General features: G+C 73.4%; 13 protein-coding genes. 5 read left to right on the top strand and 8 right to left on the bottom strand.

The window, feature by feature from the left end:
* The first annotated feature begins 149 nt into the window (after positions 1 to 149).
* Positions 150 to 842, top strand: a complete 693-nt coding sequence (locus ACTMS0_RS07420) for a Crp/Fnr family transcriptional regulator (protein ID WP_130327962.1) — start codon at positions 150 to 152, stop codon at positions 840 to 842.
* Positions 843 to 885: 43 nt separating this feature from the next.
* Here ACTMS0_RS07420 and ACTMS0_RS07415 read toward each other — a convergent pair whose 3' ends face one another.
* Both ACTMS0_RS07415 and ACTMS0_RS07410 read right to left on the bottom strand, forming a co-directional pair.
* A complete protein-coding gene (locus ACTMS0_RS07415; RefSeq protein ID WP_441154350.1) occupies positions 886 to 1599 on the bottom strand; it encodes a lysophospholipid acyltransferase family protein in 714 nt (237 codons plus the stop codon).
* A 328-nt stretch (positions 1600 to 1927) separates the two neighbouring features.
* Positions 1928 to 2389 carry a hypothetical protein gene (locus ACTMS0_RS07410; protein WP_441154349.1) on the bottom strand — a complete coding sequence of 154 codons (462 nt, stop codon included), beginning with the start codon at positions 2387 to 2389 and terminating at the stop codon, positions 1928 to 1930.
* Positions 2390 to 2914: 525 nt separating this feature from the next.
* Here ACTMS0_RS07410 and ACTMS0_RS07405 point away from each other — a divergent pair.
* The 3 genes from ACTMS0_RS07405 to ACTMS0_RS07395 all read left to right on the top strand — a co-directional run bounded on the left by ACTMS0_RS07405 (position 2915) and on the right by ACTMS0_RS07395 (position 7001).
* A complete protein-coding gene (locus ACTMS0_RS07405; protein WP_441154348.1) occupies positions 2915 to 4282 on the top strand; it encodes a serine hydrolase domain-containing protein in 1368 nt (455 codons plus the stop codon).
* A 271-nt stretch (positions 4283 to 4553) separates the two neighbouring features.
* Complete coding sequence (locus ACTMS0_RS07400) at positions 4554 to 5381, top strand: DUF308 domain-containing protein (protein ID WP_441154347.1); 828 nt, start codon at positions 4554 to 4556, stop codon at positions 5379 to 5381.
* Positions 5382 to 5582: 201 nt separating this feature from the next.
* Complete coding sequence (locus ACTMS0_RS07395; RefSeq protein WP_441154346.1) at positions 5583 to 7001, top strand: alpha,alpha-trehalose-phosphate synthase (UDP-forming); 1419 nt, start codon at positions 5583 to 5585, stop codon at positions 6999 to 7001.
* 9 nt (positions 7002 to 7010) lie between these two features.
* On the opposite strand, the gene ACTMS0_RS07390 is transcribed toward ACTMS0_RS07395, so the two are convergent.
* The 6 genes from ACTMS0_RS07390 to ACTMS0_RS07365 form a co-directional block, all read right to left on the bottom strand.
* Positions 7011 to 7826, bottom strand: a complete 816-nt coding sequence (locus tag ACTMS0_RS07390) for an alpha/beta hydrolase (RefSeq protein WP_441154345.1) — start codon at positions 7824 to 7826, stop codon at positions 7011 to 7013.
* Positions 7827 to 7878: 52 nt separating this feature from the next.
* Positions 7879 to 9285 (bottom strand): flavin-containing monooxygenase, encoded by a 1407-nt coding sequence (locus ACTMS0_RS07385; RefSeq protein ID WP_441154344.1) that lies wholly within the window; start codon positions 9283 to 9285, stop codon positions 7879 to 7881.
* A gap of 95 nt (positions 9286 to 9380) precedes the next feature.
* Positions 9381 to 10085: an endonuclease/exonuclease/phosphatase family protein gene (locus ACTMS0_RS07380; RefSeq protein ID WP_441154343.1), complete on the bottom strand. Its 705-nt coding sequence runs from the start codon at positions 10083 to 10085 to the stop codon at positions 9381 to 9383.
* A 4-nt stretch (positions 10086 to 10089) separates the two neighbouring features.
* Positions 10090 to 11037: an ROK family glucokinase gene (locus ACTMS0_RS07375; RefSeq protein WP_441154342.1), complete on the bottom strand. Its 948-nt coding sequence runs from the start codon at positions 11035 to 11037 to the stop codon at positions 10090 to 10092.
* 72 nt (positions 11038 to 11109) lie between these two features.
* A complete protein-coding gene (locus tag ACTMS0_RS07370; protein WP_441154341.1) occupies positions 11110 to 11748 on the bottom strand; it encodes a hypothetical protein in 639 nt (212 codons plus the stop codon).
* Positions 11749 to 11788: 40 nt separating this feature from the next.
* Positions 11789 to 12244 carry an SRPBCC family protein gene (locus ACTMS0_RS07365; protein WP_441154340.1) on the bottom strand — a complete coding sequence of 152 codons (456 nt, stop codon included), beginning with the start codon at positions 12242 to 12244 and terminating at the stop codon, positions 11789 to 11791.
* Between the two features lie 128 nt (positions 12245 to 12372).
* Here ACTMS0_RS07365 and ACTMS0_RS07360 point away from each other — a divergent pair, with 128 nt between their 5' ends.
* Positions 12373 to 14172 carry an AMP-dependent synthetase/ligase gene (locus ACTMS0_RS07360; RefSeq protein ID WP_441154339.1) on the top strand — a complete coding sequence of 600 codons (1800 nt, stop codon included), beginning with the start codon at positions 12373 to 12375 and terminating at the stop codon, positions 14170 to 14172.
* Positions 14173 to 14178 lie beyond the last annotated feature (6 nt).

Raw genomic sequence — 14178 nt, 5'->3', positions numbered from 1 at the left:
GAGATGAATTGAGGGGTGTACAGCAAGCGACCGGACCGTCATGATCTGATGTGTACCGCTACCGGAGGTGTCGGAGCACCTGGGCGAGGGGACCCGTCAGGTTCACCCGGTGAGCGAGTTGTGGTCCTTGACCGGGGAGGGGTTGGGCCGTGGAGGTGCGCCTTCCGGAGCCGGGTGACGCGCTCACGGGTGTCGAGATGTTCGCCGGCCTCGAGCCGGAGGTCCGGCAGCGGGTGATCGCCGCGGCGGTCCCCCGGACGTACCGCAAGGGACAGCTGCTCTTCGTCGAGAACGACCCCGGCGAGTCGCTGATCGTGCTGCGGCGCGGCGCGGTCGCGGTCTTCCGCACGGCCCCGACCGGCGAGCGGGCCGTGCTGTCGGTGATCCGGCCGCCGGACGTGCTGGGCGAGGTCTCCCTGCTCGACGCCTCCACCCGCTCCGCGTCGGCCGAGGCCATCGAGGACTGCTCCGCCCTCGCGCTGTCCCGGGGCGCGTTCATGGAACTGGTCCACTCCAACCCGCGCATCCTCGACGCGGTGATGCGCTCCCTCGGCGGCCTGATCCGCCGGCTCACCGAGCAGAACGCCGACCACGTCTTCCTCGACCTGCCCGGTCGGGTCGCCAAGACGCTGGTCCGGCTGGCCGGCGAGAGCCAGGCGCCGATGATCACGATCGAGCTCAACCAGAGCCAGCTCGCCGAGATGGCCGGCGGCTCGCGGCAGAGCGTCAACCAGGCGATCGGCTCCTTCGCCAGCCGGGGCTGGCTGCGCACCGAGGGCCGCCGCATCGTGGTCACCGACGTGGCGTCGCTGCGCCGCCGCGCCGGCATGAGCGACCGCTGACCCGCCGCGGGGCGCGGCCGCCCGTGCGGATCTGGGGCTCCGGTCAGGCCGCGATCGGCTGGCGGGGCTGCGGCGCCGGCGGCGAGGGCGTGGACTTCGCCTTCTGGGCGTACATGTCGACGTACTCCCGGCCGGACAGCTCCATCAGCTCGTACATGATCTCGTCGGTGACCGCGCGCTCGACGAACCGGTCCCCCGCCAACCCCGCGTAGCGGGAGAAGTCCAGCGGTGGGCCGAAGCGGATGCGGACCCGCTGCACCTTCGGGATGATCTTCCCGGGTGGCTGGATCTCGTCGAGGTTGAGCATCACCACCGGCACCACCGGGGCACCGCTCTCCAGCGCGAGCCGGGCCACGCCGGTCTTGCCCCGGTAGAGCCGCCCGTCCGGCGAGCGGGTGCCCTCCGGGTAGATGCCGGCGACCCCACCGGCCCGCAGCACCTTGAGCTGGGTTTCCAGGGCCGCCCGCGCCGCCCGGCCGCCCGACCGGTCCACCGGAATGGTGCCGGTGCCGACGAAGAACATCTTGGTCAGCCAGCCCTTGATCCCCTTGCCGGTGAAGTACTCGGCCTTGGCGACGAAGGTGACCTTCCTCGGCACGATCAGCGGCGTGAAGATCGAGTCGGAGAAGGAGAGGTGGTTGCTGGCCAGGATCACCGGGCCGGTCGCCGGTACGTGGTGCAGGCCCTCCACCCGCGGACGGAAGATCAGCTTCAGGAGCGGCCCGAGGATGACGTACTTCAGCAGCCAGTACAGCACCGGCGTCCTTTCCCGTGGGGTTCCCGCGGCGGCGCCCGTCCCCGGGAGCGCTGCCGTCGCCGACGAGCCTACGGAGCACCGGCCCTCCGCCACAACGGACGACCGATCAACTTCCCGTCACACCGCCGGTGACAGCCGTCATCCAGCGTCGCGCCGACGCCGCAGCAGCGCCCGCAGTTCCGCCCCGACGAGGCCGAGCAGCACGAGCGTGGCCGGGACGCCCATCCAGGGCCCGCCAGCCACCCTCACTGAACACCTCCGGGCCGCGGACTCAGTCCGCGCCCATCCGGAGCGTGCCGATCCGGCTACCGAAGTCGTACTCGACGCCTCACCACCACAACGCGCTGGCTGCCGTCAGCAGGGCGGCGAGCATGTAGTCCGGAGTCTGGGCGAGCATCACCGCCCGCCAGAGCCGGCTCGCCGGGTTCCACCGACGCTCGGGCAGATATCGGGCCACCAGCATCTTCACCCCGTGCACGGCCGCCATGAAGAACGGGAAGAAGATCACCCACTCGGCGATGTCGAACGCCAGGTCCTTCACCCGCTCGCTGGCGAAGGCGGAAATTGGAATCACGACCACCGCGGCGACGACGAACGCCGCACCGCACAGGATGAACCAGGCCGTCGACCGGGTCACGTGCCGCAGGCCGAGCTCGTCCACGTCCTCTCCCGGCAGGGTCGCGTACTCGATCACCTCGGCACGCCGCTCCTCGGGCGTCTTGCCGTCGACGTCGAGGAACCTGGCGATGGGGCCCGCAAGCCACCTCGCGAGCACCACCGCCAGGTCCATCTCGCTACCTCCGTCGTTGAACAGTGCCGCTAGTAGAGACGCGACCAGCGGGAGACACGGGAGTTGCGGCACGGGTTGACCGGTGGCGGCGTGAAGGCTGCCACGGTCGCGGCCACCAGTCCCGGGTTCTTCTTCACGAAGTTCCACGCGCCGCGCGCGGCCGCACGTCCCGCAGGCCCTAGAACCGATGATCCTTTATGGACACGTACCGCCCAAAGGTGCGGATGCACCGAGCCGGACCAATCGAACTGGCACCCCCGCCCGTAGTCACCGAGCGGCGTTACGGCACCCGCGGCAGCGAGGCCCGCGCACGAACCGGGGGTGGCATCACCTGCCGCCCGACCGCGCCCGCTCCACGAGGACGCGCCGCGCCGATGACGATCGGTGACCCGGCCCCCGGCGGGGCGCCCGCGCCGGCGCGATGACATCGGCGCTCGCCTATAACATAAATCACATCGCCCATCGATGTCGTGGTCCGACCCGGCCGGCTGGATTCGGTCGGCCGCGCCTGCCATGATGCGGCGCATGTCCCTGCACCGCCGTACCGTGCTCGGCGCCGGTCTCGCGGCCGCCGCAGCGACCGTCGCCGGCTGCCGCGAGGTGGCCCGGTCGGCCACCGCCGGCCCGTCCGCCGGGGCCACCGGGAGCGCGGGCGCGAGCGCGTCGGCCGCGCCCAGCCGGTCGGCGGCGGCCCGGGTCGCCGACCCGGACGCCACCGGGACGACCGGCGCGACGGTCCGCGGCGGCGCCAACGCGGGCGGCCGACTGCTCGTCACGCTCAACCGTCATCTCGCGCCGACCAGCGACAACCCGAAGCACCCGGCGTACGCGGGCGCCGTCGCGCTCTGCCAGGTCAACGGGGCCCCGGTGGCGCGCGCGTGCGTGGGGAAGGCGCTGCGCTACGACGCCGGGCCGGTCCTGCTGCCGGAGTCGAAGCAGGTGGCGATGCGGCACGACTCGATCTTCGACCTCGCCTCGATCACCAAGATCTACACCGCCATCCTGGCCCTGCAGCAGGTGGACATGGGACGGATCGACCTGTCGGCGCGGGTGGTGGACCACCTGCCCGGCTTCACCGGCACCGGCAAGGACAAGGTCACCGTCGCCATGCTGCTGTCCCACACCAGCGGCCTGCCGGTCGGGGCCAAGGTCGCCGGCCTGCCCGACGACGCGGCCCGACGGGCGGCGGTCCTGGCCACCCCCCTGGTCAGCGGCGCGGTGCCCGGCACGGTGTTCCGGTACTCCAGCGTCGGGCTGATGGTGCTGGCCTTCCTGGTCGAGAAGGTCACCGGCCAGCGGTTGGACCAGGCACTCAAGACCGGGCTGACCGGCCCGCTCGGCCTGCGGTACACGGGCTTCAACCCGAAGACCTGGCTCAGCGCCGCCGACCAGGCCGCCCGGCTCGTCGCCACCGACGCGCGCTCGTCGCGCGGGCTGCTCCGGGGCGTGGTGCACGACGACGGCGCCAACCACATGGGTGGAATCGCCGGCCACGCCGGCATCTTCAGCACCGCCGCCGAGGTGGCCGTCATCGGTCAGTTGCTGCTGGCCGGCGGTGCCTACCGGGGCACGCGGATCCTCTCCGAGGAGATCACCCGGCAGATGCTCACCAACGTGAACGCCGGCCTGCCGGCCGTCGACCCGGAGCGGCCCGACCGCACCTCCGCGCACGGCCTCGGCGTCGTGCTCGACCAGCCGTGGTTCATGGGCCGGCTGAGCGGCCCGCGCGCCTTCGGGCACACCGGCTTCACCGGCACCTCCCTCGTGGTCGACCCGGACCGGCGGACGGTCCTGGTCCTGCTGACCAACCGCGCCCACCCGAACTGGAGCTGGGCGAACCCGGACCCGGTCCGGGTCGACGTCGCCGACATCGTCGCGGCGATCCCCCGCTGAGCCGAGATCGACCCGGTGCCGCCGGCACCGGTCGTCGCGCCGGCAGCACGTCGCCGACGCCACCGGCCGGACCACACGGCAGAGGGCACGGTCTGCGCACAAACGGACAAACACCCCCGCCTGCCACCAGCGGAGCGACCCCTGCCGGGCAAGACGCGACACAACGCACTCCCGGAACCGGGTGCCGACGTGTCACGATTCATGGCACGGCGTGGGGACGCCGAGGGGGCTCAGGTGGCGCGCCACGGGCGCGCGTTGAGGAGGTTGTCCGGTGTCAGCGGGTGGCGCCCGCCGGGGGCGGCGGGACAACGGGCTCGACGCGACCGAGTACGCGGTCGCCGGCGACGTCGACCCTCGGGTCGGCGAGCACCTGCTGGACGTGCTGGCGGCCGGGGGCATCGCCGCGTACCTGCAACCCTCCGCCGACCTCAACCCGGTCACCCGCACCACCACCGTCCCGTCCCGGCCGGTCGACCGCCTGTACGTGGACCGCTCGCACCTGACGACCGCCCGGGACTACCTGACCCAGCTCGCCGACGAGGGCGCTGACACGGGCGCCGCCGAGCGCGCGCGCGACGACGAGCCCGACATCGACGCCGAGTGGGCCCGCATCGTCGCCGGTTTCCACGCCACCGCACCGGCCGGCGACAACCCGTGGCCCGCCGCCGAGGACGTCGACGACGCCCGCCCGGGCCGGGCCGGCGTCGACGGGCCGACCGTCACCGAGGTCCGGCCGCTGCCGTCCGCGGCCGACGTCTCCGGCGTGACCGTCGGGCGGGGCCGGGACGACGAGCCGTCGCTGCTGGACGGGCTGGACACCTTCGGGGCGGACCTGCCCGACGACGACGAGGACGAGGACCGGTACACCCCGCCGCCGCCCCCGCCGCTGCCCCGGATCTCGAAGTACGCCGCGATCGGCACGCTGGCCATCGTGGTCGGGTTCGTGCTGTTCCTGTTCCCCTCGGTGTTCCCGGCCGACCCGTCCGTGGTCACGCTGCTCGGCTTCACCGGCATCCTGGCGGGCTTCGTCACGCTGGTCTGGCGGCTGCGTCCGGGCGACCGCGACGACCACGACCCGGACGACGGCGCGGTCGTCTGACCGCCCCGCCCGGCGGTCGCATCGCGTCGATCACCATCACTGCGCCCGCATCCCGGGACGGCCGCTCCCCCGCCAGGGGCGTAACAGTGGTGTAACTTACGGTCAGTAGGAATACCGCTGTCCGTCACGTCCCCTCCGCTGACTGCCGGTCGTTCCTCCCCTGCACCGGCGGTCGCTTCCCGGCAGATCGGAACACCCGAGATGCGACAGAGTTCCCTCGTGGTGGTCGCCAACCGCCTCCCCATCGACGACAGTGTGGCGCCGGACGGCGCCTGCGAGTGGCGCCGCAGCCCCGGCGGCCTGGTCAGCGCGCTGCACCCGCTGCTGCGGCACACCCCCGCCACCTGGGTGGGGTGGGCCGGCGGCACCGGACCGGCCCCGGTGCTGCCCGACATCGACGGCGTCCGCATGCACACCGTTGCGCTGACCGCCGAGGACCTGCGCGACCACTACGAGGGCTTCGCCAACGCCACCCTGTGGCCGCTCTACCACGACGCCGTGGAGCAGCCCGAGTACCACCGCCGCTGGTGGGAGGCGTACCAGCGGGTCAACCAGCGCTTCGCGGAGGCGACCGCCGAGGTGGCCGAGCCCGGCGCCGTCGTGTGGGTGCAGGACTACCACCTCCAGCTCGTGCCCGGCCTGCTCCGGGCGCTACGGCCGGATCTGCGGATCGGCTTCTTCCTGCACGTGGCGTTCCCGCCGCCCGAGCTGTTCATGCAGCTGCCCCGCCGGGCCGAGCTGCTGCGCGGCATGCTCGGCGCCGACCTGGTCGGCTTCCAGCGGGCCCAGGCCGCGCACAACTTCGCCCAGCTCGCGGCGAAGGTGCTCGACCTGCCGGCCACCGACCGCCGCATCGCCGTCGACGACCGGGTGGTACGCATCGGCGCCTTCCCGATCTCCATCGACACCGCCGAGATGGCCGCCCTGGCCGCCCGGCCGGACGTCGCCGAGCGCGCCGCCCGGCTGCGCCGCGACCTGGGCAGCCCCGAGCACGTGATCCTCAGCGTCGACCGGATGGACTACACCAAGGGCATCGAGCAACGGCTCAAGGCGTACAGCGAGCTGATCGCGGGCGGCCACGTCAAGGTTCGGGACACGGTGCTGGTGCAGGTGGCGGTGCCGAGCCGGGAGCGCGTCGGGCAGTACCAGATCCTCCGGGAGCGCGTCGAGCGCGAGGTCGGCCGGATCAACGGCGAGTACGGGCGGGTCGGGGAGCCGGCCATCCACTACCTGACCCAGCCGTTCGACCGCGCCGAAGTGGCGGCGCTGTACCGGGTCGCCGACGTCATGGCGGTGACCCCACTGCGGGACGGCATGAACCTGGTGGCCAAGGAGTACGTCGCCGCGCGGGTCGACGACACCGGGGCGCTGCTGCTGAGCGAGTTCGCCGGCGCCGCCGCCGAGCTGTCCCAGGCCTACCTGGTGAACCCGCACGACCTTGAAGGCCTCAAGCAGGGCCTGCTCGCGGCCCTGCGGGCCGCGCCGGACGACGTCCGCGAGCGGATGCTGGCGATGCGTGCGCACCTGCACCAGCACGACATCCACGCCTGGGCCCGCTCCTACCTCTCCGCACTCGACGAGGACGGGTCGCTGGTCCGCCGGCTCGGCGCCGCCGGCTGACCGACGCGCTCAGTCCCGGCCGGGCTCCTTCTCCAGCCAGTCCAGGATCGCGTCGACCGGCTCCCGCCAGCGGGCGTCGAGCATCAGGTCGTGCCCCATTCCGGGAAAGAGCAGCGGCGCGGAGCCGTACCGCCGGGCCGCCCGAGTCAGCGCCGCCGCCGGCACCACCCGGTCGTCCGGGCTGCCGAGCACCAGTACCGGCGGGTCGCCCACCGCCGGCTCCGGCTCCCGACCGAGCAGCAGCTGCCACTGGGCACGCCGGGCGGCCCCGCCCAGCCGGGAGGCGTACCGCCGGGCGTCGGCCTCCGGCAGCTCCCGGCTGAACAGCTGGCCGCGGCGCAACCGCAAGCGGCCGCCGGCCAGCGCGGGCAGCGTCCCGAGGGGGTTGCGGCGCAGCGCGGTCACCGCCGTACCCCAACCGCCGAGCACCGGCGCCACCAGGACGGCGACGCGGGCCGGGTAGCGCGCCAGGGCGTGCGCGACCACGAGCGCCCCGGCGCCGTGCCCCACCAGCACCGCCTGGCGCGGCAGGCCCGCCGCCACCTGGACCACGTCATGGGCGTACGCCCGCAGCGTCGCGTCCGGCGCCGGGCCGCTGCCGCCGTGGCCGCGCAGGCTCAGGGCGTACGCGGGAAAGCCGCGCGCGGCAGCGTGACCCAGCCAGTGCTCGGCGAACGCCCACGCGCCGTGCCCGAAGCCCGGCACGAACAGCAGTGGCGGGCGGCCCGCCTCCAGCTCCGGGGTGGCGCCGAGCACCTCGCGCCGGACCGGGCGGACCGGCCGGGCCCACTCCCGCCCCCGCATGATCCGCACCTGCTGCGTCACTGTGCCGACCTTTCGTTCGCGACCGCGGGGCTGGCAAGATCACTGCTCGCGCTCACCGCGTCTCCAGGTCTCGAAGGGCGCGCTGGACGGCGCGCAGGTAGTCGGCGTGGCCGACCTCGAAAAAGTGCCGGGTGCTGTCCTTGACCGGCCCGGAGTAGCGCTCCCCCGCCTTCGCGGTGACCTTCGTGGCGAAGGCCGCCGCGCGGTCCGGGCGGGTCACCCGCAGCCGCAGCAGCCGGGCGAACAGCACGGCCTGCCAGTGCGACAGGGGGAAGATGCCCGAGTCGGGCTGCACCAGGCCGGCCACCGCGAGCGTCGGGTGACCGGGCACGAACGCGTTGAGCCACAGCGTCGGCCGGCCGGTCCCGGCGTCGTCGCCGAGGATCTTCGGGTCGAGGAACTCGAACCGCGGCAGGTAGCCGGTGGCGAAGACGACCAGCTCCGGGTCGATCTGCCGGCCGTCGGCGAGCTCGACGGCGTACGGGTGGAAGCGGGTGACGTCCGGCACCGGGGTGATCCGGCCGTGGCCGACGTGGTACACGAGCTGGCTGTTGGCGATCGGGTGGGTCTCGTACACCCGGTGGTCGGGCTTCGGCAGGCCGAAGCGGGTGAGGTCACCGACGGTCAGCCGCAGCGTCAGGTGGTAGAGCCACTGCCGGATCCGCCGCGGGACCCGCATGGCCAGCAGCGCGTCGTTGACCTGGTCGGCGGGGCGACCGAGGACGTACTTGGGGGCGTACCAGTAGCCGCGGCGCGTGGAGTGCCAGCAGTGTGACGCCTGCTGCGCGGCCTCGACGGCGATGTCGCAGCCGGTGTTGCCCGCGCCGACCACCAGCACCCGCTTGCCGCGCAGCTGCGCCGGGTCCTTGTACGACGAGGCGTGCATGATCTCGCCGCGGAACTCGGCGAGGCCGTCGTAGCTCGGCAGCTTGGGGGACCAGTTGTGGCCGTTGGCGACCACGACGGCCGCGTACCGGGAGGTGCGCTCCGGGCCGTAGCCGCCGGTGCTGCGGGTGGTGACGTCCCAGCGGTCCCCGTCCACCGGCTCGACCCGCACCACCTCGGTGCCGAACCAGATGTGCCGGCGCAGGTCGAAGTGGTCGGCGTACTGCTCGAAGTAGGACAGCAGCTGGCTGTGGTGCGGGTAGTCCGGCCAGTCGTCCGGCATCGGGAAGTCGGGGAACTGGGTGAACGGGCGCGACGAGATGAGGTGGGTGCTCGCGTACACCGGGCTGCGGTCGTGCCGCCAGTTCCACGCGCCGCCGATGCCCGTCTCCCGCTCGTAGCAGTCGACGCCGAACCCGTGCTCGGTGAGATTCTTGATGGCGGTCAGCCCGCTCGCGCCGGCGCCGATGACGCAGACCGTGTCGCCCCGGTCCGAGACCGGGCGGCCGTCGCGGGTCAGGGCGACGGTGCTCGACTCCGGATCGGGCCGGCCATGGTCGGTGGAGGTGGACACCGAGGGATCTCCTTATGTGCGGCACGGGTGCCGGGTCGCGCAGCATCCTGCCCACATCGGATGGCCGATGTCCAGCCCTGCCCCCGGTGCCGCGGTCAGTCGGTCGCGGGCAGCAGCAGGTCGACCAGCACCGGGAAGTGGTCGCTGGCGCGGCGGGTCTGCGGGGTGTCCACCACGTCGTAGTCGACCACCGTGATCCGTGGGTCGACGAAGAGCGCGTCGATCCGCCGGCTCGGGTTGGCGCAGGAGAAGGTGAGCCGGTCGGCCCGGTCCATCGCCACCGCCGCGTCGGTGCGGCCGGCCGCCACGGTCGCCCAGGCCGGCCCGTCCGGCCCCTCGTTGAGGTCCGCGCCCGCGATGACCGGCCAGGATGCGTCGGCCAGCCCCCGGGCGAACAGCCCGGCCTGTGCCGGCCGCTCCGCCGGGTCGGTGGACAGGTGCGAGCCGGCGACGGTGAACCGGGCGCCCCGCCCGACCACGCAGTCGGCGTACGCGGCGCCCCGCAGGTGCCGGCCGGGGGTGAGCGGGAACCGCTGGCACCGGCTGGCGGTCACCCGGACCCGGAGGCTGGTCAGCAGCAGGTTGCCCAGCGCGGGCAGGCCCCCGGCGGCGACCACCAGACCGAACGACTCGGCGAGCGCCGCCGACTTCTGCCGCCAGCGGAACCGGCGCGGCCCCTCCTGCACGATGACCACGTCCGGCGCGGCGGCGCGGACCACCGCCGCCAGCGCGGCGGTGTCGTCCCGCTGGCTGTGGATGTTGTACGACACGACGCGCAGCGGCACGCCGTCGACGGGCACGGCCCTAGATCCGGCGGGCGAGATCGGCGGCGCCGATGACACCCGCGGTGTTGCCCAGTCGGGCCGGCCGGATCTCGGCCACCGGCAGCCGGCTGCGCTGCGCCAGCGCCTCGGTGAAGGAGCGGCGGGTCGGGCCCATCAGCAGGTCACCGGCGTCGATGACGCCACCGCCCACCACGAGCACCTGGGGGTCGAGGATCTGCGCCATGTCCGCGAGGCTGGTGCCCAGCCAGCGCCCGACCTGGGCGAACGCCTCGGCGGAGACCGGGTCGCCCCCCTTCGCCGCAGCCGTCACCATGGGACCGGTGATCGCCTCGGCCTCGCCACCGGCCAGGTCCAGCAGGGCGGTGGCGCGGTGCGGCTCCTGGCGGGCGGCGGCGCGGGCGAAGCGGACCAGCGCGCTTCCGCTGGCGTACTGCTCGATGCAGCCCAGCCGGCCGCAGCCGCACTGGTGCCCGTCCGGCACGGTGAGCATGTGTCCGAGTTCGGCGGCGATGCCGTTCGCGCCGCGGACCAGCTCGCCGCCGAGGACGATGCCGCCGCCGACGCCGGTGCCGATCGTGAACATGACCATCGAGTCGTCGGCGTCGCGGGCCGCGCCGTGCCGGAACTCGGCCCACGCGGCGACGTTGCCGTCGTTCTCGACGATCACCGGCAGGTTCACCGCCGCGCTGACGTAGTCGCGCAGCGGCTCGTCGCGCCAGGCCAGGTTCGGGGCGAAGAGCACGGTGGAGCGGCCGGAGTTGATCCAGCCCGCCGCGCCGATACCGACCGCCTCGATCGTCCGGCCGTGCGCCAGCTCGCCGACCACCTCGATGATGACGTCCCGGGTCTTGCCGACGTCATCGGCGGGAGTGTCCCGTCGGGCCTGCACGAGGACCCTGCCGGCGTCGTCCACGACACCGCCGGCCACCTTCGTGCCACCGACGTCGACTCCGATGGTCAGCGTCACCGCTGCCGCTCCCCTCTGCTGTGCTGCCCCGGCCCCCGCGGCGTCGCCTCGGTGGGTGGCGGGAGGTGCTGGTCAGGCCCCCCGGGCGTCCTCGCCCGCGTCGCCGGGCACCCGGGAGGCGGGCACCACAGGACGGTCGGCCGTCGCCCGTACGGTCTGCGACGCGGCCGGCCCGGCGACGTCGACGGGCGGTGCGGCGGCCGGGACGGGGGTCTCCTCCGCGCGGGTGGCAGCGGACCAGACGTCCCCCTCGGGCGCCGACGGAGAATCATGCCCGCTCCGGGTGGCCTCGCGCCACACCTGGTCCTCCGTCCCCGCGGTCGGGGTGGTCGCCGCCGGCGGGTCGGCCCGCTCGTGGGCCGGATCGGCCGGGGCGAACGCGCGTAGCAGGCTGGCCACACCGGCGGCCAGGTCTCCCGCTCCGGTGGCGAGCCGCTCGGCGAACTCGGGACTCGGGTCCCGCAAGGCGGTGATCGCGCGACAGACCGGACAGATACAGCATTCGGCCGTGCCGGTGGCGAAACCGCCCCCGGTCGGCCCTGATGAACCGCCCGGGACGGTGCTGTGACCGAGGACACCCGACACGATCCCACCCAGCGGACCCCACGCCCCGGACCCCGATCCGGCCGCGGCCAGCCGCGCGGCGGCCAGCAGGGTGGCGACCAGTCGTTCCGCCTCTTCCCGGGCCGAACCCGGATCCGTTGCCCCCATGCTCGGCTCCTCTACCGGGGCGGCCGGGCCGCCGGCCGTGTCACTGCGCCGCACCGGGTGCTTCTACCCGGCGCTTGAGCTGCTTCAACGCGGCGTCCATGATCATCTTCTCGGCCTTGCGGCGGAACATGCCGAGCATCCCGACGGACAACTCGACCTCCAGCGTGTAGGTCACCGTCGTCGTGCCGTCCGGGTTGCCCACGAGGTCGTACGAGCCGCGCTGCGACTTCTGCATCTTCGAGGGCGCCACCAGGTGCCACTCGATGCGGGTGAGGTCCTCCGCGTACTCGTAGGCGAGCAGGTACTCGTCGGCCATCACGCCCGCGTCGATGGTGAACCGGACCTGGCTGGCGTAGCCGTCCTCGTACTCCTCGACGACCTCCACGTCCCGTACCGCGTCGGTCCACTCCGGGTAGCTCGGGAAGTCGCAGATGACCACCGCCACCCGTTCCGGTGGCGCGCCGATGATGATCGACTGGGTGGAGGAGTCCGCCATGGGGGGGAGGCTACCCGGCGCCGGGAGGAACCTGCCTGCGCCACCCTCCCGGCCGGACGGGTAGGTTTCGACAGAGCCGACCCGAGGTGGCGGCCCGCCCGGCCAGTGTGAGCACGAGGAGAGTGCAGGTGCGCGAGTTCTCCGTCCCTCCGATCGTCACCGTCGGCGACTCGGCCAACCTCACCGACCCGGTCTGGGACAATGCCGAGGTCGCCCCGGACGCGGTGCAGTTCGTGCGGCCGGGCCCCGACGGCGCCCGGGTCGACGTGACCTGCCGGCAGTTCCGCGACGAGGTGGTGGCGGTGGCCCAGGGCCTGGTCGCGGCCGGCGTGCAGCCCGGCGCCCGCGTCGCCCTCATGAGCCGTACGCGCTACGAGTGGACCCTGCTCGACTACGCCATCTGGGCGGCCGGCGCGGTCACCGTGCCGATCTACGAGACGTCCAGCGCCGAGCAGGCGGCCTGGATCCTGTCCGACTCCGGTGCCGTCGCCGCGCTGGTGGAGACGAGCGCGCACGCCACGCTGGTCGCCGGCGTCCGGGACCGGCTCCCCGAGCTGGAGAACGTCTGGCAGATCGACCTCGGCGCGGTGGACGAGCTGGTCGCGGCGGGCGCCCAGGTCGACCCGGCCGAGATCGAGCAGCGCCGCGCGTCGGTGCGCTCCGGCGACCTCGCCACGATCATCTACACCAGTGGCACCACCGGCCGCCCGAAGGGCTGCATGCTCACCCACCGCAACATGTACGCCGACATCGCCAACGCCGTGCCGGTCCTGCCGAATCTGTTCCGCGAGAACGCGTCCACCCTGCTGTTCCTGCCGCTGGCCCACGCGTTCGCCCGGCTCATCCAGATCGGCGTCGTGCAGGCCCGCGCCACGATGGCGCACTGCGCCGACACGAAGAACCTGGTCGCCGAGCTCCAGGCGTTCCGCCCCACGTTCGTCCTGTCGGTGCCGCGGGTCTTCGAGAAGGTCTACAACGCCGCCAAGCAGAAGGCCGAGGCCGACGGCAAGGGGAAGATCTTCGCCCGCGCCGAGGCCGTCGCGATCGCGTACAGCGAGGCGCTGGAAACCCCGGCCGGCCCCGGCCTGGTGCTGCGCGCGCAGCACGCGCTCTTCGACAAGCTCGTCTACCGCAAGCTCCGCGCCGCGCTCGGCGGCCGGTGCCGCGACGCCATCTCCGGGGGCGCGCCGCTCGGCGCCCGGCTCGGGCACTTCTTCCGCGGCATCGGGGTGACCATCTGCGAGGGGTACGGCCTGACCGAGACCTCCCCCGCGGCCGCCGCCAACCTGCCCGACGCGACCCGGATCGGCACCGTCGGCCGACCGCTGCCCGGCGTGACCATCCGGATCGAGGACGACGGCGAGATCCTGATCGCCGGCGACCTGATCTTCCAGGGCTACTGGCGCAACGAGGTCGCCACCGGCGAGGCGCTGACCGCCGACGGCTGGTTCCGCACCGGCGACCTGGGCCAGCTCGACAGCGACGGCTACCTGAGCATCACCGGCCGCAAGAAGGAGATCATCGTGACCGCCGGCGGCAAGAACGTCGCCCCGGCGGTCCTGGAGGACCAGGTCCGGGCGCACCCGCTGATCAGCCAGTGCGTCGTGGTCGGCGACCGGCAGCCCTTCATCGCGGCGCTGGTCACGGTCGACGAGGAGGCGCTGCCCACGTGGCTGGAGTCGGCCGGCCTGCCGGCGGACACCGGGGTCGAGCACCTGCGCGAGCACCCGGGGCTGCGGGCCGAGGTCCAGCTCGCGATCGACACGGCCAACCAGTTGGTCTCCAAGGCCGAGGCGATCAAGGTCTTCCGGATCCTGCCTCGGGACTTCACTGAGGCGACCGGCGAGCTGACCCCGTCGCTCAAGGTCAAGCGGCAGGTCGTGCACAAGTCGTACGCCGCGGAGATCGCCGACATCTACCGCGGCTGACTACGA

Source organism: Micromonospora sp. H33, from assembly GCF_052068455.1.
Lineage (GTDB): Bacteria > Actinomycetota > Actinomycetes > Mycobacteriales > Micromonosporaceae > Micromonospora.
Note: the sequence above shows the minus strand (reverse complement) of the source record. Positions and strands in the feature narration are given on the sequence as shown.

Excerpts from the sequence above, each read along its gene's own strand:
- ACTMS0_RS07410 (WP_441154349.1), bottom strand. The coding sequence starts at position 2,389 with ATGGACCTGGCGGTGGTGCTCGCGAGGTGGCTTGCGGGCCCCATCGCC.
- ACTMS0_RS07405 (WP_441154348.1), top strand. The coding sequence starts at position 2,915 with ATGTCCCTGCACCGCCGTACCGTGCTCGGCGCCGGTCTCGCGGCCGCC.
- ACTMS0_RS07395 (WP_441154346.1), top strand. The coding sequence starts at position 5,583 with ATGCGACAGAGTTCCCTCGTGGTGGTCGCCAACCGCCTCCCCATCGAC.
- ACTMS0_RS07370 (WP_441154341.1), bottom strand. The coding sequence starts at position 11,748 with ATGGGGGCAACGGATCCGGGTTCGGCCCGGGAAGAGGCGGAACGACTG.
- ACTMS0_RS07365 (WP_441154340.1), bottom strand. The coding sequence starts at position 12,244 with ATGGCGGACTCCTCCACCCAGTCGATCATCATCGGCGCGCCACCGGAA.